This is a genomic window from Salinadaptatus halalkaliphilus (assembly GCF_006543045.1).
GTDB classification, from domain to species: domain Archaea; phylum Halobacteriota; class Halobacteria; order Halobacteriales; family Natrialbaceae; genus Salinadaptatus; species Salinadaptatus halalkaliphilus.
Genome location: NZ_RBZW01000015.1, coordinates 19,560 through 40,990, shown reverse-complemented (window position 1 = coordinate 40,990; position 21,431 = coordinate 19,560). Strand labels below are relative to the sequence as shown.

Here is a 21,431-nt window from a genome sequence, read left to right as displayed (position 1 = left end):
GTTTACGCACAACGAGCGGCTCTTCCTGAGCGCCGTCGGCCCGCGCGGGATCATCCCCGCGAGCGTCGCGACGCTGTTTGCCGTCGAGTTGCAGGCCCTCGGTCGGCCACAGGAGGCCCAGTTGCTCGCCGGCACCGTCTTTCTCATTATCTTCGCGACGGTCGTCCTTCAGGCCGGCCTCGCACGACAGATCGCGGATTACCTCGAGGTATCACCAATGCGTACGATAATCGTCGGCGGGGGACGGGTCGGCCTGTCTCTCGCAGAACGGCTCGAACAAGACGGAGAGAACGTACTACTGATCGATCTCGACCCCGATGCGGTCGAAAAAGCCCGCAAACGCGGTCTCACCGCTCTCGAGGGCGACGGCACCGATGCCGACGTTCTCGAGCAGGCGGGCGCTGGCGACGCGAAGACGGTCATTGCAACCACGCCCGACGACGACGTCAACCTGCTGGTCTGCCAGCTCGCGAAGACGACATACGACGTCGAGAGCGTCGCCTCTCGGGTCAACCAGCCCGACAACGTCGATGCGTTCGAATCGCTCGGCGTCCACGCGATCGACCTCTCGATGGCGACCGCGTGGTCGCTCGAGAACGTCCTCGAGCGTCCGTCGTTGTCGGCGTGGATGAACGAACTCGGCCGCACCGGCGACGTCCAGGAGATCGAGGTGACGGCCACGGACCTCGTCGGGAAGACGATCGCCGATCTCAACGCAGAAATCCCCGACGGTGTCATCGTCGGGTTGCTCACCCACCGGAACGGCGCGACGGAAGTTCCAACAGGCGATCACGAACTCCGGGAGGGTGACCGTGTGACGTTCCTCGGCCAGACCGAAGCCGTCGATCGCGCCGTCAAGCGGTTCCACCCACACGACTGAAATGAAAGGCGTACCGATACACCGATGCGGCCACTGTTCACGTCGCGGTCGAACCGGAAATGACCGCCTGTGTTGGAAGCTTCAGTCAGCGTCCTCGTCGCTCGCCGAAATAGTATTGTACGATACGCGCAAATCTTATGCCGGCGCGACGCTTACGTTCGAGTATGGCTAGGCAGTCGTCGATAACCGATCAACTGGAACGTGATATCGCCTGTGAAGGGCTGCTCGAATGCTTACACGGGCTCAAACCACTCGACAGGGAATGCTACCGCGTGATGGTCGAGAGCAACGACCCGCTCACCATCGACGAGGTTGCACACCGGATCGACCGCGAACGCTCGACCGCGTACCGCTCGATCCAGCGGTTGCTGGGACGTGGCCTGCTCGAAAAAGAACAGATCAACTATGATCAGGGCGGCTACTATCACGTCTACTCCCCGACTGATCCCGAGCAGATTGCGACTGACATGCGACGCCAACTCAATGACTGGTACGCGAAGATGGGCCAGCTCGTCCAGGAGTTCGAGGACAAATACGACTCCATCGACGAACCGACGCCAGATGAGGCGTTCTGACTGACTCCATGTCCAGTCGCGAACGTCCGCCCGAAATTCCTCGGGAACGGCTAGTTGAAACGACGCTCGACCTCGTCGCCTTCGATACGACGAACCCGCCAGGTGATACCCGCGAAATCGTCGACTGGATCGAATCGGCACTCACCGACCTCGGTCTCGAAACCGAACGGGTGGCGACCGATCCGACGAAACCGAACCTGCTTGCGACGCTCCCCGGCGAACGATCGACGACGCTGCTTTACAGCGGACATCTCGATACGGTCCCGTACGATCCCGACGGCTGGTCGTACGACCCGCTCGGCGAGCGCATCGATAATCGCCTCTACGGGAGAGGGACGACGGACATGAAAGGCGGCGTTGCCGCAATGCTCGAACTCGCCCGCACTTACGTCGTGGCCGACCGACGCCCGCCCGTGACGCTCGCGTTCGCGTTCGTCAGCGACGAAGAAGTGGCCGGCGACGCCGGATTACAGGCGGTACTCGATGCAGGCCGACTCACGGCCGATGCCTGCGTGATCGGCGAACCGACCGGTCCACTGAATGCCCCGTCGATCACCGTCGCCGACAAGGGTAGCCTCTGGTTGACGCTCGAAGCCACCGGTGAGGCGGCTCACGGCTCGCGACCGATGCTCGGCACTAATGCGATTGATGCGCTCTGGGACGCCCTCGAGACGATTCGGGCACGACTCGCGGACTATCCCATCACAGTCCCCGTACCGGTCGAGCCGATTCTCGAGGAGTCGATCGACTACTACGGAGAGTCAATGAACGAGGACACAGCCCGACGCCTGTTCGATCAGCCGACAGTAAACCTCGGTACGATCGAGGGCGGGGAGACCGTCAATAGCGTCCCTCGGTTTGCTCGCGCGGAGCTTGACATTCGGCTTCCTGCAGGGGTAGACACGGAAGCCGTGCTCGAGGACGTCAGGGAGTGGCTCCACGAGGACAAGGACGTCTCGATTACCGACGTCAGCTGGAGCGTTGGAACGTACGAAGCGCCCGAATCACCGCTTGTGGACGCAACGACGACTGCAGCGACTGCGGTTCTCGACGATGTGGTCCACCGACGCAGCGCGACCGGCGGTGGCGATGCGAAGCGACTCCGCAACGCTGGGATACCTACTGTCGAGTTCGCCATCGGGACCGATACAGTCCACGCCTGCGACGAATACACGACGGTCGACGCACTCGAGACGACGGCGAGGGTGTACGCTCGGCTCCCGAACGCATTCGCACGCCGAGACGTCGGCGAGTGATCGGCCCGGAACCGACTCGCTTCGATTGTCCGTTCTCTGTTCGACCCCGTTCCTGTCGCTGCTCAAGGGCAGCGGTTCGCCGACGCTGAACGTCGTGATGATCAGTCGTGTTAAAAACAAGTTTCTACCGTCGATGAATGCCACTGGATTCCCTGTTTAGGCGAACGGAACCACTTCCGGCAGCGGGAGCACGGGTACCACGAACAGGCCTGCGATGGTGACCAACCCCATGAGGATTGGGACGAGGACGAGTGCGTAGTTTGTCTTCTCGAAAACGCGACCGAGGTCACTACCCATGCTGGACAGCGACGGCGTCGCACTCTGGTGAAGAATCACCAGCTCGAGAGCGAACAGGATGACCGTCGCTGCGGCAGACACCATACAGAACGGACAGATCGCGCCGATGACGCCCAGTTGCAGGTAGACGAAGTACGCCGAGAACGCGACGCCGCTGGCTGTGATCGGCGTCAGGATCTTGATGATCAGCGGGTGGCGCGTATCGAACCACCAGAGTGCGAGTCCGATCGTCGTCAGGTAGTAGAATCCGCCGAGAGTCGCGAGCGGGATGCCCAAGACGTACGCCCACTGACTGGTGATCACTTCGATGCTTCCCTGGACTGGTGCATCAGCTGGTATTGCGGGGATTGCGAACAGGTGAATCGCCGTCAAGATGACAGTGACGAGCCAGCCGAGAACCGCGACGAGCGTGAATACTCCGAACAGCTCCGTAACTCTCGGAGAGTATTCCCATTCGTAATCGAACGCCATTGATCTTGGTGTTTCAGTAGACATGCAATACTGTGTTGGGTGACGGGGTACAAAAGTGTTGTGCGTTGTCCCCAATTCTATAGAATATATGCTGGGGGAATCGCTGCAGGTCCCAGTACTTGACCGGTTCCGAGAGAGTGCCGGTAGTACAAATTGCAGTTGTATGGGAATTACAGCCGCTATCCAGACTTTTGTACTAGGAACGTTGTTTGACGTAGCTGTCAGGACAGATGTTTTCCCCACATTGTATTGTATTGATAACCCAAAACTATTGTGCGACCAGCGCCTTCGATTTGATATGGAGTTGTCCACGACAGGGCTGATTCGATGCTAACGCCGACAGAACTCCGTGCTGATATCCCAACACTACAGGACGCGACGTATCTGAATTACGGCGCACATGGGCCGAGTCCGCAGTACGTAGTTGAGGCTGCGACGGAGTTCGTTCAACGACACGAGTACGACGTGCCTGCGGTGGGCGACCCGTACGAAACGGCGTTCGGCGAATTTGACGAAACGAGAAACCAGGTCGCTTCGTTTATCGGCGCACAGCCGGACGAGATTGCCCTTACAGAGAGTACGTCCGCCGGAATCAACGCAATCGCCGGCGCGATCGACTGGCAACCCGGCGATATCGTGGTTCGTACCGACCTCGAGCATCCGGCCGGGGTCCTCCCCTGGCAACGCCTCGAGCGGGAGGGGGTCGAGGTTCGGACCCTCGAGACCAGCGATGGGCGTCTCGATCGCGAGGCATACACCGAGGCAGTTGCCGACGCGAGACTCGTCTCGTTCAGCGCCGTTACCTGGACCCACGGAACGAAACTCCCGGTATCGGAACTCGTCGACATCGCGCACGATGCGGGCGCACTCACGCTCGTCGACGCCGTACAGGTGCCGGGACAGCTGCCGATGGACGTTGCCGAATGGGATGCAGATATCGTTGCCGCTGCCGGGCACAAGTGGTTGCTCGGTCTCTGGGGGAGCGGCTTCCTGTACGTCGATTGTGACGTCGCCGAGCAGTTCGAACCGCAGGCGGTCGGGTACCGAAGCGTCGAGACGCCCACAGCAGCCGAACCGACGTTCGCCGCTGGCGCTCGGCGCTTCGAAATCGGATCTGCGAATCCGGCTCCACACGTCGCGCTACGGGAGGCTATTCACACGGTCTCGGACGTCGGCCTCGACACTATCGAACGCCGAATCCAGAACCTCGCTGATCGATTGGCATCGAACGTCCCCAACAACCGCCTGCTCAGTCCGGCGTCTCCCGAGTCAGGTCTCATAACGATAGACGTTGATGCACCCGACGAAACCGTCAGTCGCCTCGATGACGAAGGGATCGTCGTCCGAGCGCTTCCGTCTCCGAACGCAATTCGGGTCTCAGTTCACGCCGTCAACACGTCTGCCGAAATAGACGCGGTTCTCGAGGTGCTTGCCGGTGAGTGGTAATGACGCTAATAGCCGGGCAACCAACGACGACACATTTCGGCTGTTGGAGTCAATCGTCTGTCTTCACCGCTGAGATCATCGTTTATTGGACTTGCGCAATATTCACACAACCCTTATACCAGCGCGGTCCCTATCCCGAAATAGAATAATGGCTAATTCGATGGCAGAACAACTCCAGCAGGACATGGAGTGTGAAGGGTTGCTTGAGTGTATTCACGGTCTCAAGCAACTGGACAAGGACTGTTTCCGGGCAATGGTCGAGAGTGACGAGCCACTGACGATCGACGAGGTCGCGGACCGAGTTGACCGCGAACGCTCGACCGCCTACCGATCGATTCAGCGGTTGCTCCAAGCGGGATTCATCCAGAAGGAACAGATCAACTACGACCAGGGGGGATACTATCACGTCTACTATCCGACCGATCCGTCCCAGATTGCCGACGACATGCAACGCAAGCTAAACGACTGGTACGCGAAGATGGGCCAACTCATTCAGGAGTTCGAGGACAAGTACGAATCCGTCGACGAGAGCGTAGTTGCCGCCGAGAGCTGAACGGGTCCCTGCTGTTGTTCGATTATGGATTGTGACCTTCGAATAGGCAAATATCGTGTTAATACGACCCGGACGAAGTCAAAATCATTGACATCCTCCTCCGCGTGAACGCGGAGGAATCCTGAGCGTTGGCTATTTCAGGTTTGCAGCCTCACCGAGCATCCAGTCGGTGAGAATCCGTCGGGATGCTCATGGTCTTTGGCGGGTGGGACTGCTGGGAGTGCCAAGCCCCCGGTACTCCTATCCTCGGTCATGTTCGGACTCCCGGTGTTGTTTTTGCCACGGGGAGTCCGGCAGACTTCGGCGGACTCGGAGTTACTTTTTGAGGGTTCCAAGCAGTCGGGCACTGCATCGGTTCATTGTAGGAACCGACCGTTCATCCGACTGGTTCCGATTACTGTCTCATTGCTTGGGGCGGACAGGCCGCCATCGTAGGACGAGGTGGAATCGCTCTGTTCCCGACCTGATTCCTATATAAACAATCAGTCACCTGTCGCTTAAAACTATGTGTTTGGAGATTTCGGAGTGGTTATCGTATCGTGATTTGATTTCGAGATATCGGATTCATCTTGCGGCTAAAGCCACAGGTATTCTCCTTCAATCCGTATAATAAGGTGTGGAATCCGGGAAAACGAGTCGTCTGGTGAACTTGTGTTGCGGTTCGTGAAGATCAAATAACATCGTCAGGATCGTGTATGTCTGCCATACGCTGCGCTTCAGCAGCATACCGCTCTCGCAGATCGGCATCGTTGACGGTGCCGAGGTTATCAGAGTCGGCGTCAACGGCGGCAGTCGTGTCGCGAACGTCGGTGAAAGAAGTGAGTGCGCGCTCTTTACGGAAGTATCGCTCTCCGTCGGTGGTGGCGTACGTGAGGATAATCAGGTTTTGCTCGTCGTCGGAGTACGTCCGTTCGACGAGCCACACGCGAACGGACTCCTCGGAATCAGTTGTCATATGTTTTCATTTTGGGGGTAGACGGAAGTGGTTTCTCCTACTGCTATTCGTGAACGCTGGTTTCGCTACCTGTACTGTTTGTAGATTGATCCTGGATCCAATGTTCTGTGAGCTACTGTGTTCAATTGTACTGACTTACTCGTTCTTCGTGGTGATGACCTTCCTCTCCAGTAAATTTGTGCCAATAGTTCAATCTCAACGAACGACCGCAGCACCCGACATGTGGTTTCATCAACTCGACAGCTTCGCCATTCGGGACTCATTTTCGGCTTCGGGCCAGTGACGCTCGATGCTTGTCTCTTTCACGATCTTTCTGATCGTCGGGTTATCATCATTGATCCGCGACCACCGCCTAATCCTTATCCTATATTGTGCAATACACACAAAACCTTTAAACACTGTCGGGCTCTACAGTGGAGTGATGGCAACTGACGCATACCCCGAATCGAACGACGACCCGATTGACGAACCGATTCACGTCGAGGGTGGAGACCACCTTGAGGCGATCGTCGACGAGCACGACGTTGTGCTCGTGGATTTCTACGCCGACTGGTGTGGACCCTGCAAGATGCTCGAGCCCGTTCTCGAAGAGTTGGCGCGTGAGACCGAGGGCGTGATCGCGAAGGTCGACGTCGACGAACACCAGCAACTCGCAGGTGCGTACGGCGTTCGCGGGGTACCGACGCTCGTGCTCTTCGCGGACGGCGAACAGGTCGAACAACACACCGGCGCACTGCCGGCGGATCGACTCCGCGACCTGATCCAAGGCCACACTGAATGAACGAGGACACGAACGCACTCGTCCACGACGTGGTGATCATTGGCTCCGGCGTCGCCGGCCTCTCGGCTGCGGTCTACGCCGCACGCGCCGATTTCGAGCCGATCGTGCTCGAGGGCCCGGAGCCGGGCGGCCAGCTGACGCTGACGACCGACGTCGAGAACTTCCTCGGCTTCCCCGAGGGCGTCGGTGGCATGGAGTTGATCCAGCGCGGGAAAGAACAGGCCGAGCGATTCGGCGCCGAGTTCGTCCACGGAACCCTCGAGGACGCGACGCTCGACGATCGACCGTTCGAACTCGGTCTTTCGAACGGAGAGAGAGACTCCGAACGCGCGCCCTGATCGTTGCGACCGGTGCGAGCGCTCGCTGGGTCGGAGCCGACGGCGAGGACGAGCTGATGGGGTACGGCGTCTCAACCTGTGCAACCTGCGACGGTGCGTTCCACCGCGGCGACGACGTGCTCGTGATCGGTGGTGGCGACAGCGCTATGGAAGAAGCGCTCTTCCTGACGAAGTTTGCCGACAGCGTTACGATCGTTCACCGTCGCGACGAACTTCGCGCCTCCGAGGTTATGGCCGAACGCGCTCGCAACCACGACGCAATCTCGTTCCGCTGGAACACCGAACTCCTCGAAATCCAGGGCTCGCAGAATGAGGGCGTCACCGGTGCAACCCTGGTGAGCCACCCTGACGGCTATCCGAAGCAGAAACTCGAGACGAACGCGGCACACGGCGACGTGGCAGATCAAGCGGCGAAGACGCGAGATGTTGGTGAGGTCGAACGTGAGACCGTCGACATCGGCGGGATCTTCTACGGCGTCGGTCACGTTCCAAACACGGACTTTCTCGAAGAGACACCGGTCGAACTGGCTGACACCGGTCATGTCGAAACTAGGGAGGGAATGACGACGGAGACAACTGTCGAAGGCGTCTTCGCCGCGGGTGATGTGATGGACCCCGACTACCGACAGGCAATCACGTCCGCTGGTACTGGAAGCATGGCTGCCCTCGATGCCGAGGACTGGCTCGAACAGCAGGCCGTCCGTGAGACGGCAGCGACTTACGAAGCGATAGCTGACGACTAATCCCAGATACCAACAGTTGATGAACTGCCCAATGGAGGCTGATAGGATGACAGTTTGCTAGGTTCCCGCACATAGCTAACACTGGAAAGACAAGGGCTAACAACTAGCCAGTCCACCCACATCCTAGTTTTCGAAATGATATATGTCTTTCAAAGAGTAGTATATGACCTATTTGTGTGCGAATAATAATCTACATACGAAAAATCAACTCCCTGGTCTACAAGTAATTCTCTAAGCAGTTAGTTGAATAATTCATATACGTCTGTTCTCATATTTTGAACTACTGTGGCACACGAATTGACGCCTACGCTGGATGATGATGCTCCCGCGATGGCAGGAGCAATCGTCTATCATGCGAAAACGCTCTGTGACCAAGTTGATACACTCTGGCGACTTCTCAACCGGGTCTCGATTCCAGTTGCTGAGCTCACGGATACCCGCAATCAGAATAAAGCAACCTTTAGCACCGAGTCGATGGCACGACTCTACATCTACCAGATGGTTCACGACTTCTCCCAGAGCGAACTCGCGGACCGTCTTGCGAATCGCCCAGCACTATTGAAGGGCTTCGGGATGCCCAAGCCACCGACTCAACAGAACATCTCGTATGCTTGGAGCCAGTTCAGCGAACAGACGAAAGTCACGCTTGAGGCCGCATCACGAGGAATACTCTTGGAAGCCCACGATCAGGGCCTTATCACCGACGTATTGCTACCACTACAACCCAGCGAGAACGACATCGAAGAGACCGAAGATCAGTCAACAGCGACACGCAAGTATGTACACGACCATGGCAGCAAGGTCGTCGAACTCGCTCGCCGACACGGCTTCGCCGAGTTCAGATCCGACAGAGCCGACAACAGAGTTTACGAGGACGAACAGATCCTCGATCTGTTTGCCAACGCATGCCTGACACAGGGAAGTGCCCACTCTGAAGGGGAAGCAGGGTGGTTCCTCGATAAGAACGACTTCTGTGACGATTCGACGTTTCTGCGAGTGATCAAGCAGTTCTCGATGTCACCGGGTCAGGAGCTTCCAAAACCATTTCAGGAGTACAGCATCGGGGATGTTGTCGCTTTCACCGAGGAATTTCGTGAGACGCTGATGGAGTCGTTCGACGCTGCAACCGAGAACATTCTCAGCACGATTCGCCACGAAGATCCGTTCGATGACCGCCACGTGGCAGCAGCTATCGACTTCACACACGTCCCCTACCACGTCTGGCCGTGGATCGACAAGGACAGGCAAATCCCGAAGGCAGACTATCCGCCGATGGTCAGCGGGTACAAAGGCGACGGTGAAATCAAGCACGGGTATACGTTCGCGACGATTACGGTCGTCGGGAACGACGTCCCGATCATCTTGGGTATTGAACCAGTCAAAGAATGCTCTGCGTGGGAACCAGAAGATGCTCCAGCCGGTTCGAAGGCAGATGTAGTCGACCGATTGCTGGCGATTGCCCAGCAGTACGTCGATCTCGACGAAGTGCTCCTTGATCGAGGATTCTACAGCAACGACGTGTACGCAACGATCCACGACCGTGGGTTGGTGTACATGACGCCGGTACCGAAGTACGAAAACGACTACGAGTCGATTGCGAAAATCAAGAGCAAAGACGGGGTTGACGCCGCTGTTAAGCACGATGTTCCGTTCGCGATCAATGGCGAACTCCATCACACCGCTGAATTCCTGTACGTGCCAGCAACTGACGAGGAAGCAGACGGCAATTACGCCGTGTTCGTGACCAACCGCGACCACGTCACTCCCAACGAGATCAGGCACGTCACCAACAGCTATAGCCGACGCTGGGACATCGAAAACCAATACAAGTCGGTAAAGGCGTTTCTCCCGAAGACGTCCTCGAAGGACTACCGTGTGCGGTTGTTTGGCTTCACGTTCGCAGCCCTGCTTTACAATCTCTGGCGACTCACTGATTATCTGGTGAAAGTCGGGATGGGGCGTGATATTCGCTCTCCACCAGTCGTGACTGCCAAGACGTTCGTCCGGGCGATCGGAAAATATCTCCGCGAGGGCGGCTGAAGGTGCAGCTGCGGCCCATAGGCTGCTCTTCGAGAGCCGCAGCACTCGTACTCTCCGCAAAATCTTGCATGGGAAGCCGTAGTTTGCTAGATATCACTGGTCATCGGTGAACTACACCAGCCGATTCAGGTACAAATGTCTCAAATCGAGCTAACTTCTCTCTGATCTCGTTTGTAGCGGTGGTAGATCCCGAAAACGTGCTGGAGTCCAGAGATTCTGCGTTTGGATTTCTACAAACCACCAAAGCTCCAACACTTCTAGTAGCTCAGAGTTTAGAACTCGGTGTACAGGTGACTCTCCGTATTGCTACCTGTGAGAAAGCAGAGCAGTACCTACCGAATTCTACCGACCAGCGCGAGTACTACACAGCGTACAAAGGTTTATCGTACAGGCAGACGTAGGTACACAGTGACAATGCCAATTGACATCGATACATTCGAAGGGAGTTCAGAAGATGCCCTTGGCGGTGGACTCACACAGCCGGAACGTGTCTTGTCGTTCCTCGCAACCCACGCTGATCAGGCGTTTCGGCCAGTCGAAATCGCTGAGAAGACGGATATCCCGCAAAACTCCATCAACTCCGTCCTGCGGCGTCTCGAAGAACAAGCGCTCGTTAGGCATAAGGGAGAATACTGGGCGATTACAGACGATCGAGACCGCCTCCACTCGCTCACACAATATGAATTCGTCACGGAGAGTCTAAACGATCTCTATGGTGAAGAGGACCCCGCCGAGTGGGTTGAGCATATGCCAGCTACGGACACAGCCGAGAAGACAAACGACGTATGAAGCGAGATGCTGACGGAGAGATTATCGCATTTGAGCGCGGAGATGTCGTCTGGGGAGTTGACCCGTTCAAGCAAGACCTGACCACGAACCACGAAACATCTCTTGACGATGGTGGTGTTACACCGCGTCCGTGGCTGATCATCAGCACTGATGCTGTCCCGTTCCATCCTGAGCAATACATCTGTCTTACGCTCACGACGCGAACATGGCACGACGAATCGATTCCTCTCTCAGCAGAGGACTGGGTAGAAGGCGGCTCACCAGAGGGGTCGTCGATCATGCCGTGGTCGATCTCCGCGATTCAACAGCGATTTTTGGATACAACTGGTGATCTCGTCGCTCGTCTCGACAGCATTCCAGACAACGATGTTCCGAGGGATGGCTATCAGGGGCAGCTCGTGGAGGATGTTACTGCTGAGGCGACACGAAAGGTCATCGCCTATTTTGAAGAAACGCTCGCTTCCTAATAGTAAATTGAATGGATCCCTTAGAGCTCAAAACGTCCTAATCGCCAAGGGTCAATGCAAGCTGGACGGCGCTTTTGACATCCTCCTCCGCGTGAACGCGGAGGAATCCCACGGCACCGCACCGCTGGATTGGGATATTATGCTCTGTTGAATAGCTGCTGAATGATGGTTAGAGAGGCTCACAGAGCTTTTCTATGTTGATGATGGCGAACATGAGGACAATTTCACGGAACTGTCGATACCAGCCCAGCGCTCGCACGGCATCGCCGAGCGAGCGCTTCGTTGTCGAGTACGAAGTTTCGGCCATCCAGCGCTGAGAGTAGTCTTTTGTCCGGATTAGCCCGTTGTTCCCCGTCGTGAGTGGTCTTGATCCGCGCTGTAAGATCAGTGGTTCGACACCGAGAGCGTAGAACTCGTATTTGGTGTGCCAGTTGTGGAAGGCTTTGTAAGCTGCCACTGAAAGCAGGTCGTCCGCGTTCCGGCGGACGACCTGCGGCCCTGTCTTCGTATCGTGTTTCCACCGGGCAGAGATATGGACGTCAAGAACTGCAAGAGACTCCACATCGGTTAGTGTTGTCACTTTCAGCGTCTGAACGCTATTCCCGGATCGTTGACGGTAGTATGAGGAAGCAGCGCGTCGGTCGAAGAACGTACTGTCGAGAGCGACGTGCCCAGAGTGCGGGTGTTGCTGCGCTGAAATGCGCAGCAACGCCCGCCACACCCACATTTTCAGCCGATCGAACGACTTGTAGATCGTGCTGTAATCCGGCAACTCGTCCCGATCGAGGCCAAGTACGTCACGTACTTCAGACATGTACTTCAGCCGGTTCGGCGTTTCACGGTAGCTATGGCCCTCTTCGAGCCGAAAACAGTGCAAAACGACGTGTATCCAGCGGGCGAACCCGCCGCTGGCGGGCTCGCCCGCGTGCTTCCCCAACGCTTGTTTAGCTAGGTCTCGACACTGCTCAACGAAGTCGAGGATATCGATCTCCATTCCAAGCTCGGTTTCCTCGGCTTCGTCCTTCTAACCCGTGATATCAGCCGATTAGACCGCTCTTCAACAGAGCAGCTTATACTCTTTTGAAATGTAAAGATTGTGGTCAGCGTGGAATATCCAGCCGTGGTGTAACCGGTGGACTGTTGCTCACCGTGTCGGCTTCATCACCCGCCTGTTCGTCACTCGGTTCCGACAGTCGTCGGAACACCCCCTCCTCACGGGAAGGTGTATTCGCCTTGAAATTCTATAAGGGAACTTGTAGTGTGAGCCGATTTGTTTCATTCAAGACAGCTGAATACCTCAAGCCAGCTATCCTAGACTCAGTACCTGTAATCGCTTTTCCACGAACCTTACCTATTGCATCTACCTTACCTATTGCATCTACACCTACTATTGGGCCTACTTTACCTATTGTAGCTATTGTACCTACTTCGCCTACCTTGTTTACAGTAGGTAGAATTAAGAGACCTGAATTAGATATGTTCTATATAAACTGAGATAATGCATATCGAAACAATAGGTAGCTACTCCGACCCATTCGAAGTGGAGGGCAGTCGACAATGAACGACACAACGACCGGCTCACGTGCCGTCAGCGTGGTCATCCTGAAAGGTGGCGTCGGCAAATCAACGACCTCAATGAACCTTGCGCGCCAGCTCGCCGAGCACGGCAAGACCCTCTTTGCTGACCTCGATCCGAACGGGCACGCGACTAACGGCCTTGGGTTCGAAGACGCCTATCAAAGCGATATCAATCTTGGCGACATCATCCTCGAGGGCGAGGCGACACCTCACGATCTGATCCGACCGACCGATCACCGGTTCGACCTGCTCCCTTCGTCGGACACTCTTGAGGACGTCGAGAAAGATCTCGCGGGGGCGATGCAGGGGTCCGCACGGATCAAGTCGAAAATCGTCGATCCCCTATTAGGGGAGGAGTACGACTATGTGGTCTTCGACTGCCCAGCGTATCCGGGGATGCTCAATAATAACGCCCTCGTCGCAACAGGCAACGTCATGATCCCGATCGAACCAGGCTCGAGCGCAATCGGCGGCTACAAGCGAACGATGGAACGGCTCATCGAGCCCGCACGGGAGTACATCGATGTTGACGTTCTTGCCGTTGTTCCGAACAAGCTCTCCGACCGGATTGATCAACAGACCGAAGACCGAGAACTGATCGAGAACCTGAACACGGCAACCTATGAAGTAAACCCCAGCCAGCCTCTCAAGGAGGTCGTACCCGACTTTGCCCGGATCACGAGTGAGGAGTTCGAGGCGATCGACACCGGCGAGATTACGCCGCCCAAGCCGGGGATCCGGCACCGGTCGGCGCTGTCGCGATCGCTGCAGCACAACCAGCCGTTGCAGGACTACGATCCAGAGAACGACCAGATCGTCTACTACGAGGAACTCGCCGAGATCGTTGCGGCCGGAGGGATAGAGCGATGAGCAATCCGTTCGACGATCTCAAGGAAGACGATGGTCCGGAGTCAACCGCGGCCGAATCACCCGATGCGGACGAGAGCGCGTCGGGCGACGAAACTACCACCGAAATCGAACAGTCAACAGTGGCTGCGAACGAGACGACTGCCGATTCGTCGACGCCGTCCGACGATCTCTCGAGTGCTGCTATCGAAACGGACTCGAGTTCGAGCAAATCGCCGACGACCCGCCAGTCCAAGGCCGATAACAACGCCGACACGTCCGGGGGATTGGAGCCGGTGTCTCCCGCGGAATCGGGTCCGGCGTTCGAGTACAGTGACGTCCAGCAGAAGCCGTTCTACGCGCGCAGCGAGACGGTCGATCAGTTCGAAAGCGTCATTCGGACAATAATTGTTCCGAAGTTGGCTCAGGCAGAGGTCCTCGACGAGGAGACCCGTGAGATCCACGACGCGGTGCTCCGCCTTGCGAACGAACAACCCGAACGGGTCGCCGAACTCGTCCTCGAGGAGCGACGACAGGTCGGTCAAGACTGACAGTACCGAAGAAAGCAGTCGCGAGGGCGACGAATACCATTCTAGACTGCTCCCCCGATCGATGCTTGGGGGCAGTAGCAGTTGCCGCTGCCCTATCAGCAATATACATTCATATGTCCGTAAAACACTTACTGGCTAAACTTTGGTCTACTACTACTACCGGCTACGCTCTCCTCGCGCGCGATTGTGGGGCAGAATCGGGCGCTCTCCGGCAGCCGGAAATCGACGAGGAGCGTCCGATGGGGCTGCTATCGGTCGGAGTTCTCCGTTAGTATTCAGCTGGTGGAACGGGAGTTCCCAGGACCGCCGTGCGGAAGCCAGGCGGAGAGTGGAATGTGGTTTACAAGGACTCAAATTAGAATTTCAAACCGTTTGTTCAGACGACTTTCAAACCGACTATATATCATACGTCTTCTAATACAAATTATTGAATACGACTTCCAATCAAAATGCTAATACTAAAGGCTTCCAATCCATTCTCCTGTCTCACGACTTCCAACTCCACTACTTCTAATGGCCTTCCAGCCCAACTATCGCGGTGCTGGAAAGCGAAAGCCCGGCGGCAAGCCGCCGGGATCGTGGAGGGTGGTGGGCGGTGGTGGTGTCTGAGACAGCAAAAAATAACGCCAGCAATGAGGACTGGCTAATCACAACGTCAGTGAAAGCCCGGCGGCGTTAGCCGCCCGGAACATGGAGGGTGGTGGGCGGTGATGGTGTCTGAGACAGCAAAAAAGAGAGTGAACAACCGAGAGAGGGGGAGAGCCGGCGAGGTCAGCGGGCCGGATTTCGGCTGTTAGTCTTCGAGATTTTCGAGAGCCCGAACGACCTCGTCGCGAAGGTCGAGATCCTGGACATCCTCGTCTTCGCCGTAGACGACGTCTATCACCTGCTCCAGGTTGGGGTCGGTGTCTGCTTCGAGACGGTCCAGAGTTGCCTCTGCAGCTTCCAGGACCGCTCGGTCTCGATCGTCGGCGTCCGTCTTGACGGCCCACTCGGGATCGATGTAGACGTTCCGGTCGGCCACCGGCGACTCGTCGTCGTCCTCTGCGAACCAGTTGAGCTTGCCACAGATCGTCACGAACATCGGAGCCTCTGCGTTGCGAAGGAACGCACGTGCCTCCTGCGAGTAGTCGCCAGCGTAGGCGTAGACAGTCCCCGTCGCACCGATGATCTCGGCTTTGAGGTACTCGGTGTCGTTGCCGACATCCTCGACATCGGTGAGCGTCCCGCTGAACAGCACGCGGTTTGCACCGATGCCACTGGGGAGTGCCTGGAAGCTGGGTTCTCGGTCGCCGTCTGCTTCCTGGAATTCGTATTTCGCTGCGTTGATCTCACTGGCGAGAGCGCGAACAGCCTCCTGACGCTGGTAGCGCTGGGCGTCATCGTCTTCGGCGTCGGTCTGAGTCTGAGTCTGTGCCTGGGTCTGAGCTTGAGCGTTGGTACTCATTGTTGAATCAAGGATGCTCGGATCGCTACTACAACCGCAACTCCTCGGTGGCTCCGAGCGATACCACCGACGAATCTGTTTCACTCATTGTTCGTCTGGTCACGCCGCCGATCGGCGCGAATCGCTGCACCCATTTTTCCGAACAAATGCGGTGCGTTCGGCTGGTTCGAACGTCTTCCGAGTTCCGAACCCGCTTAGGAGCGAGCGCGAACCAGGACGTTGTCGATGTCGTCCATGGTCACGCCGCTGACGGTTTCGAACGAATCGACGAAGATGGTCGGCGAGGAGTCGTTTTCGTACTGTGGACCCGTCACCGAGACACGCTGGCCGAGCGTTTCCGTCTCGATTTCGTGCTGGATCATGTCTGGGTCGGGGTTCTTCGCGAGCATGTTGCGTGCGTCTTCGACAGACATCCCGACGAGTTCCTCGGTGGCTTCGGCGTCGAAGGTGGCCACACGAGTCTCGGTACCGTCGTCGACGACCGCGATTGTTCGCACGTCCCACTCACCTTCGACCTGCCCGTGGACTGGGCACTCGCCGTTCGAGAGCACTCGGTTGCAGTCCTCCTCGGAGCAGCGCTTGATGAGTCCGCTGTTGTCCCGAATGTCGACGATTCGGCCGTTGAATTCGGTTTCGCGGTCTGCGACTTCGATGTCCTCTTCGAGTTCGACCACGTCGGTGGCCTTGTTCAGCTTCACCGACATCCGATCCTGGTAGAGGTCCGAGACGACGCTTTCGAGCTGGTAGCTTTCGCCTTCTTCCAGCATTGGCAGGTCCGTGCCGTCGAACCACGTGAACTTGATCGTACCACTCTCGTCACCGATGAGCCCGGTCTGGGCAATGGCATCCGAATTTGGTTCCCAGAGCTCCACGACTTGGACCTCGAGATTGAACCACTCACCGTCCTCGTCGATGTCAGCGACCGCGTCGATTTCCATCGGGCCGAAGAGTTCGTGGCGACTTCGGACGGTGCTGACGGCATCCTCGAGTGGAATGCGGTACTCGGTGAGTTCTTCGATTTGGTCTCGAATCTGGGCTTCGGAAACGTCTGCGTTCATTTGGTCGGCCGTTTCTGCGAGGTCGGCTGCAGCGGACTGAATGTCGTTCATAGTTATGTGAATCTGAATCCGGGCTCTGCGTACCGACGTGTCGCCACCCGGAGGGCAACAGCGTCGAGATTACGTTTCTATTCGTCTGTGTCGTCTCGTGTCGAGTCGATTCGTCGCGTCTGAATCGCCTCACCCATTTTCACCCACAAATGCGGTGCGTTCGCCGGTTCGAACGCCTTCCGAGTCGCCCCCACTGAAGGGGTGTCTCTGCTGGAACTCGGAATTGCAGTTGTACTGTGAGTCATCTGGACGAGTGTGTCAGGCAACTCGAGTCGTCGAATCGCCTCACCCATGTTTGTCCACAAATGCGGGGCGGTCGCGGGTCGGACGGTGCTGTCCGGCGAACCGACCGGGAATGGCATCTGTGAGATCATGGAACGAACGCGATCCACTCCTCAATACGGACAAATGCGGTGCGTTCGAGGGGGAAAGGGCCTTGAGCCGAACTCAACTGGAGCTAGACTCGACGATTTCGGTGTGTTGTCGAGCGAAGTTGAAACCAATGCCGGGCTCGTGGTGGTACGCGAGATCTTCGATAGCGTCCTCGAGAAACTCGGTAGGGGCTTCGATCGCCTTGTCCGGAACGGGATCGAAATCGTTCTTCATCTCGCCCCAGTCGGCAACGTCGATTTCGTGGTAGATATCTCCGGTCTTGGGGTGTACAAGGCAGATTGTACCGTCTCCTTCGATGAACCGGCAGAATTCGCCAGCGTGGCAATCGTAGTACACTCCGTTGCGATACTCCTCGTCGAGGGTCGAATTGCGATTCTCAGTCATGGTTGGTGAACGTGTGGAAAGTCGTTAATCGGATCGGGGCGGGACAGCGAGGCCGGTTTCGCGTTTGACGAACGTGGTTGCGTCCTCGAGTGTATCGAACCACTCGACGTGGCGACGTTCGTCGTTGGTATACGGTGCGGACGTCCACTTGGTGCATTCGGGGAACTCGCCGAGTTCGGATGAATACACACCAACGTGAGAACTGTGGCTTCGAGTCGCCTGCTCGTAGGTCAGCACGGCGACCCAGGCCCCAGTTGGAGGCTCGAGCGACGTTTTGGCATGGAATTTGGCCTCAGATTTTGGCGGATACAGTGTGACTCTGGAAAGAGCGTAGGCGTTGGCAGGCAGGTCGGGATGGCGGTCGCAGTCTCCAGGGGACGGAATCGACCCGCGAACGTTCCCGTGGTATCGATCGGCTGGATTCCAGCCGTGTTGCGGGCCGACCCACTGTGGGTCGTCGGTGGTCACATAGCCCAGTGGGTCTGGCCATCCCGCTTCGGGGACGACATACTCGTATCGGCGGCCGTTGTCGGTTGCGTACTCGCACCGAAGTTGACAGCCAGCACGGACGAGTCGGTCACTGATGTCTGTTGGTGGATTGGCCAAATCGAACTCCCAGCGTTCGCCGGGTGTTGGCTGCTCGAGGTCGAATTCGTCGCACAACGCCAGGACCCCTGGCGGTAACGAGTCTGGAGTATCGGACATCTGTACTCCTTCTGGAGGGACAAATGCGGTTCGTGTCGGCTACTCTGGGATGGCTTCCATCTCTTTGGCCACGGCAGTGGCATCTCTCTCGAGAAGGTCGAAATCAGGTGGCGACTCCATGATCCGGCTGAGTTCGGTTTCGAGAGTGTCGAAATCGGTTACGGTTTCTTCGAAGGGAACTCGTTCGAAGATCTCGAGGTCGCCACCTGGCGTTACATTTCGCCAAGTGGTGGTTTTTCTTTCCTGGGAGGAGATCTGGATGCCGGTAGCTCGGTCTGGGACGACAGTGGCCTGCGTTTCTGCTTGAGCGACGAGTGCCTCAAAATTGTCTCGTCGGTGGGGGAATTCCTTCGCTGGGTGGAGGTTGTTGACCCACGCAAAGGTGGCTCCGCCGGGGGAGAACGATTCGATTGTTCCGAAGCCGCCAGCTGCCATCTGGTACTGGTCTTCGGCACTTTCGAACCAAGAGCGGCTTTCTTCGATCAGTGGAACCAGTTCTTTGTCAACTTCGAGATACCCGTGTGCGAGCAAGAAAAGGCTTGGATCTTTCCCGCTCGAGAATGCGCTTGCGTAGGCGGTTGCATCGTTCCAAGAACGGAGAACAGTACCATCCTCGAATCGATATGTTGGGTCCTGGGGAATCGAGTGGATTGGATGAGAGACGGTTGGGACGCTGACGCGCTCGAGAACCCCATCTTCTGTAATTTTATAGTCGCTTGTGACCCAAGCTGGTTCGGTTGCGGAGATGGTGGGTCGGTCTTCCAATTCTTCTTGAATGTCGGTGGGTGGTGTATCTGTGGACATTGGTGTTGGTTTGTCGCTGGTAATGGAAGTGAATCCAATAGTGAACGAATCGACACACAATTTCGGGAGAAAAATACAGTGCTTCAGGCTATTTCGGGTTGTCTGGGCTCTCGGCGGATCCGGACGAAGCGGTCGGCGTCGTACTGGCCGTTCTCGAGACGACGGTTGCGACAGGATTTGCATACGTGCGGGCAGAGATCGCCGTCCTCGAGTTCGTCACGTTCGGGATCGCGAACACGCGAGAAATCGTCGAGGGCGGGCATCCAGTACCCGAATTCAGCCTCTTCGGTGCAAAGACGGTCTGTGCATTGGGTCTGGTCGGCTTGAGATTGCTGGATTTGCATTGTGGGGGTTTCTAGGCGTAGTTGACAGTGGTTGGCAGGACCGACTCGAGAGTCTCGACGTCGGCGACAGTTGTACTGGTTAGCGTGCGACCGCACGAGCATTCGGCGGGCTGGGGGAATCGGAAATCGACATCGTCGTCGAATACGTATCCGCACTCTTCGCACTGGCCCACGACGATATCGTCGGGATCACCGTCAGTCATGCTGTTGGCTGACAGCATCAGTCATTCCGCACCCGCAGTTCGGACACGTGTTCCCGCCGAGAGTTGGTTCCTCGGTCGACCATTCTTCGTGGCCGCATTCCGAGCAGGTGAAGGCGTGCTCTGTGACCGAGTGCGGTTGTTTCTCTTCGAGGTGGCCTTGGTTGTGGAGAAGCGCTTCGAATTCCTGCAACCAGTGGTGAGCGTCGTTGAATGCATTTCGCTCCGGCTCGAGGCCGTTTTCTGCACTCCATTCGCGAGCGGTTTCGAGGACGGCGAAAGCAGTTCGGAATTGTTCTTCGGAAAGGTCGGTCGCTTCTGGTGGAATCTCGGTCATGTATTTACATCGGGTAGATTTCGTCGAGTTCTGGTTCCGATTCTTCTTGGGCGTCGTCTTCGCGAACGCCGGCGACAGGAATTTCGGTCGCACGCTCGGTCTCGAGCGTGGGCGGTTCAACCTGGTAGTTGCTGTCGGCTGGAATGAGAACGTCGCCGAAGTGTTTGACCGGGAACATTGGCGAGTCGACCCACTCCGACAACAGGCTGGCTCGTACGCGCTCGAAATTCGTCGTCCGTTGGTTGAACAGCACGACTTGAGACTCTGCGGGATCGCTGTGGTACTCGATATCGACGACGACGAAGAAATCCGAGCCCGCCACAACGTCGCCCGGCGCGATCTTGTCGATTTCTGGAGTCGACAGCTGGCGACCTTGTGCCAGTTTCGGGATTGGGCTCTCGAGGACGTGCTCGCGAACACCCATCGTGTTGGGAACGGACGGCTTTGCCGGCTCGAGGGGAGTAGCTGGTTCCTGCATCGTGATCACCGAGTGTTGTGGACCGTGCAATCGTGGTCGCCACACAGCGGGCAGAGCGGGCGCTCGTCGGGCGCAAGCTCTTCATGGACATCGGGCTGTGGTGCCTCGCGTTCGGCTTGGACAGCCGGCATGCCGTTGTAGACTTCGCTCTCGAATTGGAGGCTCTCTTCGAGTTCTGCAACGTTGATTTCGACGATGTCGGAACTTTCTGACGGCTCTGGGAATGACGGTTCTCGGTTCATTGTGTAACTCCGATCTCGCCTCTGTGTCGCCTCTGGAAGCCGACTCAAAACGAGACCACCAATTCGTCAATACAAATGCGGTGCGAGACACCGGACTTCCGGTGGAATGGCTGACCGAGCTGACCACGGAACCGCTAGATGAGGTCTTGTTCTCGAGTTTCGCGAAGGAGTTCTGTTGCCGATTTTTCGTCGTCCCCTGTGGTTTCTGCTGCGAGTGCTCCTCGGAGCTCGGACGGACGCTTGACTGGTCGGATTATGATCTCTCCGTTTTCTTTCTCGATCAATCGGATACGGCCTGGCGTGTCGATGTGGAGCTTGTCTCGGAACTCTTTCGGGATCGTGACTCTCCCCTTGCTTGTGACGGTGACGGTGGTTTCGCCTTTTATTTTGTCCATAGTGAGGGGGTAGGAGGGTGTAATACT

General features: G+C 57.0%; 24 protein-coding genes and 1 pseudogene. 13 read left to right on the top strand and 12 right to left on the bottom strand.

Going from position 1 to position 21,431, the window contains the following annotated elements; genetic code table 11:
• The 3 genes from D8Y22_RS05595 to D8Y22_RS05585 all read left to right on the top strand — a co-directional run.
• On the top strand, positions 1-880 hold an 880-nt coding region (locus D8Y22_RS05595), incomplete at its 5' end, for a potassium channel family protein (protein ID WP_174811774.1).
• A 164-nt stretch (positions 881-1,044) separates the two neighbouring features.
• Positions 1,045-1,455 carry a helix-turn-helix domain-containing protein gene (locus tag D8Y22_RS05590; protein ID WP_141463728.1) on the top strand — a complete coding sequence of 137 codons (411 nt, stop codon included), beginning with the start codon at positions 1,045-1,047 and terminating at the stop codon, positions 1,453-1,455.
• 8 nt (positions 1,456-1,463) lie between these two features.
• The gene (locus D8Y22_RS05585; protein WP_141463727.1) at positions 1,464-2,711 is read left to right on the top strand and encodes a M20 family metallopeptidase; all 1,248 of its coding nucleotides are present in this window, start codon (positions 1,464-1,466) and stop codon (positions 2,709-2,711) included.
• Between the two features lie 156 nt (positions 2,712-2,867).
• On the opposite strand, the gene D8Y22_RS05580 is transcribed toward D8Y22_RS05585, so the two are convergent.
• Entirely contained in the window at positions 2,868-3,479 is a 612-nt protein-coding gene (locus D8Y22_RS05580) for a vitamin K epoxide reductase family protein (RefSeq protein WP_141463726.1), read from the bottom strand.
• Positions 3,480-3,806: 327 nt separating this feature from the next.
• On the opposite strand from D8Y22_RS05580, the gene D8Y22_RS05575 reads away from it, so the two are divergent.
• Positions 3,807-4,925: an aminotransferase class V-fold PLP-dependent enzyme gene (locus D8Y22_RS05575; RefSeq protein WP_141463725.1), complete on the top strand. Its 1,119-nt coding sequence runs from the start codon at positions 3,807-3,809 to the stop codon at positions 4,923-4,925.
• A 148-nt stretch (positions 4,926-5,073) separates the two neighbouring features.
• Entirely contained in the window at positions 5,074-5,478 is a 405-nt protein-coding gene (locus D8Y22_RS05570; RefSeq protein ID WP_141463724.1) for a helix-turn-helix domain-containing protein, read from the top strand.
• 670 nt (positions 5,479-6,148) lie between these two features.
• Here D8Y22_RS05570 and D8Y22_RS05565 read toward each other — a convergent pair.
• Positions 6,149-6,433, bottom strand: a complete 285-nt coding sequence (locus D8Y22_RS05565; protein ID WP_141463723.1) for a hypothetical protein — start codon at positions 6,431-6,433, stop codon at positions 6,149-6,151.
• 421 nt (positions 6,434-6,854) lie between these two features.
• On the opposite strand from D8Y22_RS05565, the gene trxA reads away from it, so the two are divergent.
• From trxA to D8Y22_RS05540, 5 genes and pseudogenes are all read left to right on the top strand, one after another.
• Positions 6,855-7,214 (top strand): thioredoxin, encoded by a 360-nt coding sequence (gene trxA, locus D8Y22_RS05560; protein ID WP_141463722.1) that lies wholly within the window; start codon positions 6,855-6,857, stop codon positions 7,212-7,214.
• Positions 7,211-8,295, top strand: a pseudogene (locus D8Y22_RS05555) (NAD(P)/FAD-dependent oxidoreductase). The gene trxA and the pseudogene D8Y22_RS05555 overlap by 4 nt, the downstream one beginning before the upstream one ends.
• A 330-nt stretch (positions 8,296-8,625) precedes the next feature.
• Positions 8,626-10,335 carry a transposase gene (locus tag D8Y22_RS05550; protein ID WP_141463721.1) on the top strand — a complete coding sequence of 570 codons (1,710 nt, stop codon included), beginning with the start codon at positions 8,626-8,628 and terminating at the stop codon, positions 10,333-10,335.
• A 414-nt stretch (positions 10,336-10,749) separates the two neighbouring features.
• Positions 10,750-11,124, top strand: coding sequence for a MarR family transcriptional regulator (locus D8Y22_RS05545; RefSeq protein WP_141463720.1), 375 nt, complete (start codon positions 10,750-10,752; stop codon positions 11,122-11,124).
• Positions 11,121-11,591: a hypothetical protein gene (locus tag D8Y22_RS05540; RefSeq protein ID WP_246084360.1), complete on the top strand. Its 471-nt coding sequence runs from the start codon at positions 11,121-11,123 to the stop codon at positions 11,589-11,591. Before D8Y22_RS05545 ends, D8Y22_RS05540 begins: the two co-directional genes overlap by 4 nt.
• A gap of 169 nt (positions 11,592-11,760) precedes the next feature.
• On the opposite strand, the gene D8Y22_RS05535 is transcribed toward D8Y22_RS05540, so the two are convergent.
• A complete protein-coding gene (locus tag D8Y22_RS05535; RefSeq protein WP_141463719.1) occupies positions 11,761-12,585 on the bottom strand; it encodes an IS5 family transposase in 825 nt (274 codons plus the stop codon).
• Between the two features lie 563 nt (positions 12,586-13,148).
• On the opposite strand from D8Y22_RS05535, the gene D8Y22_RS05530 reads away from it, so the two are divergent.
• Together D8Y22_RS05530 and D8Y22_RS05525 are read left to right on the top strand one after the other, a co-directional pair.
• The gene (locus D8Y22_RS05530) at positions 13,149-14,039 is read left to right on the top strand and encodes a ParA family protein (RefSeq protein WP_174811772.1); all 891 of its coding nucleotides are present in this window, start codon (positions 13,149-13,151) and stop codon (positions 14,037-14,039) included.
• Positions 14,036-14,566 carry a hypothetical protein gene (locus tag D8Y22_RS05525; RefSeq protein WP_141463718.1) on the top strand — a complete coding sequence of 177 codons (531 nt, stop codon included), beginning with the start codon at positions 14,036-14,038 and terminating at the stop codon, positions 14,564-14,566. Before D8Y22_RS05530 ends, D8Y22_RS05525 begins: the two co-directional genes overlap by 4 nt.
• A 793-nt stretch (positions 14,567-15,359) precedes the next feature.
• Here D8Y22_RS05525 and D8Y22_RS05520 read toward each other — a convergent pair.
• The 5 genes from D8Y22_RS05520 to D8Y22_RS05500 all read right to left on the bottom strand — a co-directional run bounded on the left by D8Y22_RS05520 (position 15,360) and on the right by D8Y22_RS05500 (position 19,408).
• Complete coding sequence (locus D8Y22_RS05520; protein ID WP_141463717.1) at positions 15,360-16,013, bottom strand: DNA-binding protein; 654 nt, start codon at positions 16,011-16,013, stop codon at positions 15,360-15,362.
• Between the two features lie 194 nt (positions 16,014-16,207).
• Positions 16,208-17,122 carry a replication factor A gene (locus tag D8Y22_RS05515; protein ID WP_141463716.1) on the bottom strand — a complete coding sequence of 305 codons (915 nt, stop codon included), beginning with the start codon at positions 17,120-17,122 and terminating at the stop codon, positions 16,208-16,210.
• Between the two features lie 447 nt (positions 17,123-17,569).
• Complete coding sequence (locus tag D8Y22_RS05510; protein ID WP_141463715.1) at positions 17,570-17,899, bottom strand: hypothetical protein; 330 nt, start codon at positions 17,897-17,899, stop codon at positions 17,570-17,572.
• A 24-nt stretch (positions 17,900-17,923) separates the two neighbouring features.
• Complete coding sequence (locus tag D8Y22_RS05505) at positions 17,924-18,604, bottom strand: hypothetical protein (RefSeq protein WP_141463714.1); 681 nt, start codon at positions 18,602-18,604, stop codon at positions 17,924-17,926.
• Between the two features lie 39 nt (positions 18,605-18,643).
• Complete coding sequence (locus D8Y22_RS05500) at positions 18,644-19,408, bottom strand: hypothetical protein (protein ID WP_141463713.1); 765 nt, start codon at positions 19,406-19,408, stop codon at positions 18,644-18,646.
• Positions 19,409-19,506: 98 nt separating this feature from the next.
• Between D8Y22_RS05500 and D8Y22_RS05495 the strand changes: the two genes are divergently transcribed.
• Positions 19,507-19,767, top strand: a complete 261-nt coding sequence (locus tag D8Y22_RS05495) for a hypothetical protein (protein ID WP_141463712.1) — start codon at positions 19,507-19,509, stop codon at positions 19,765-19,767.
• 180 nt (positions 19,768-19,947) lie between these two features.
• Here D8Y22_RS05495 and D8Y22_RS05490 read toward each other — a convergent pair whose 3' ends face one another.
• From D8Y22_RS05490 to D8Y22_RS05475, 4 genes are all read right to left on the bottom strand, one after another.
• On the bottom strand, positions 19,948-20,289 hold the full coding sequence (locus tag D8Y22_RS05490; protein ID WP_141463711.1) for a hypothetical protein: 342 nt from the start codon (positions 20,287-20,289) through the stop codon (positions 19,948-19,950).
• A gap of 4 nt (positions 20,290-20,293) precedes the next feature.
• Entirely contained in the window at positions 20,294-20,767 is a 474-nt protein-coding gene (locus D8Y22_RS05485) for a hypothetical protein (RefSeq protein WP_141463710.1), read from the bottom strand.
• 5 nt (positions 20,768-20,772) lie between these two features.
• Positions 20,773-21,009, bottom strand: coding sequence for a hypothetical protein (locus tag D8Y22_RS05480; RefSeq protein WP_141463709.1), 237 nt, complete (start codon positions 21,007-21,009; stop codon positions 20,773-20,775).
• Positions 21,010-21,143: 134 nt separating this feature from the next.
• Entirely contained in the window at positions 21,144-21,404 is a 261-nt protein-coding gene (locus tag D8Y22_RS05475) for an AbrB/MazE/SpoVT family DNA-binding domain-containing protein (RefSeq protein ID WP_141463708.1), read from the bottom strand.
• Between the last annotated feature and the right edge of the window lie 27 nt (positions 21,405-21,431).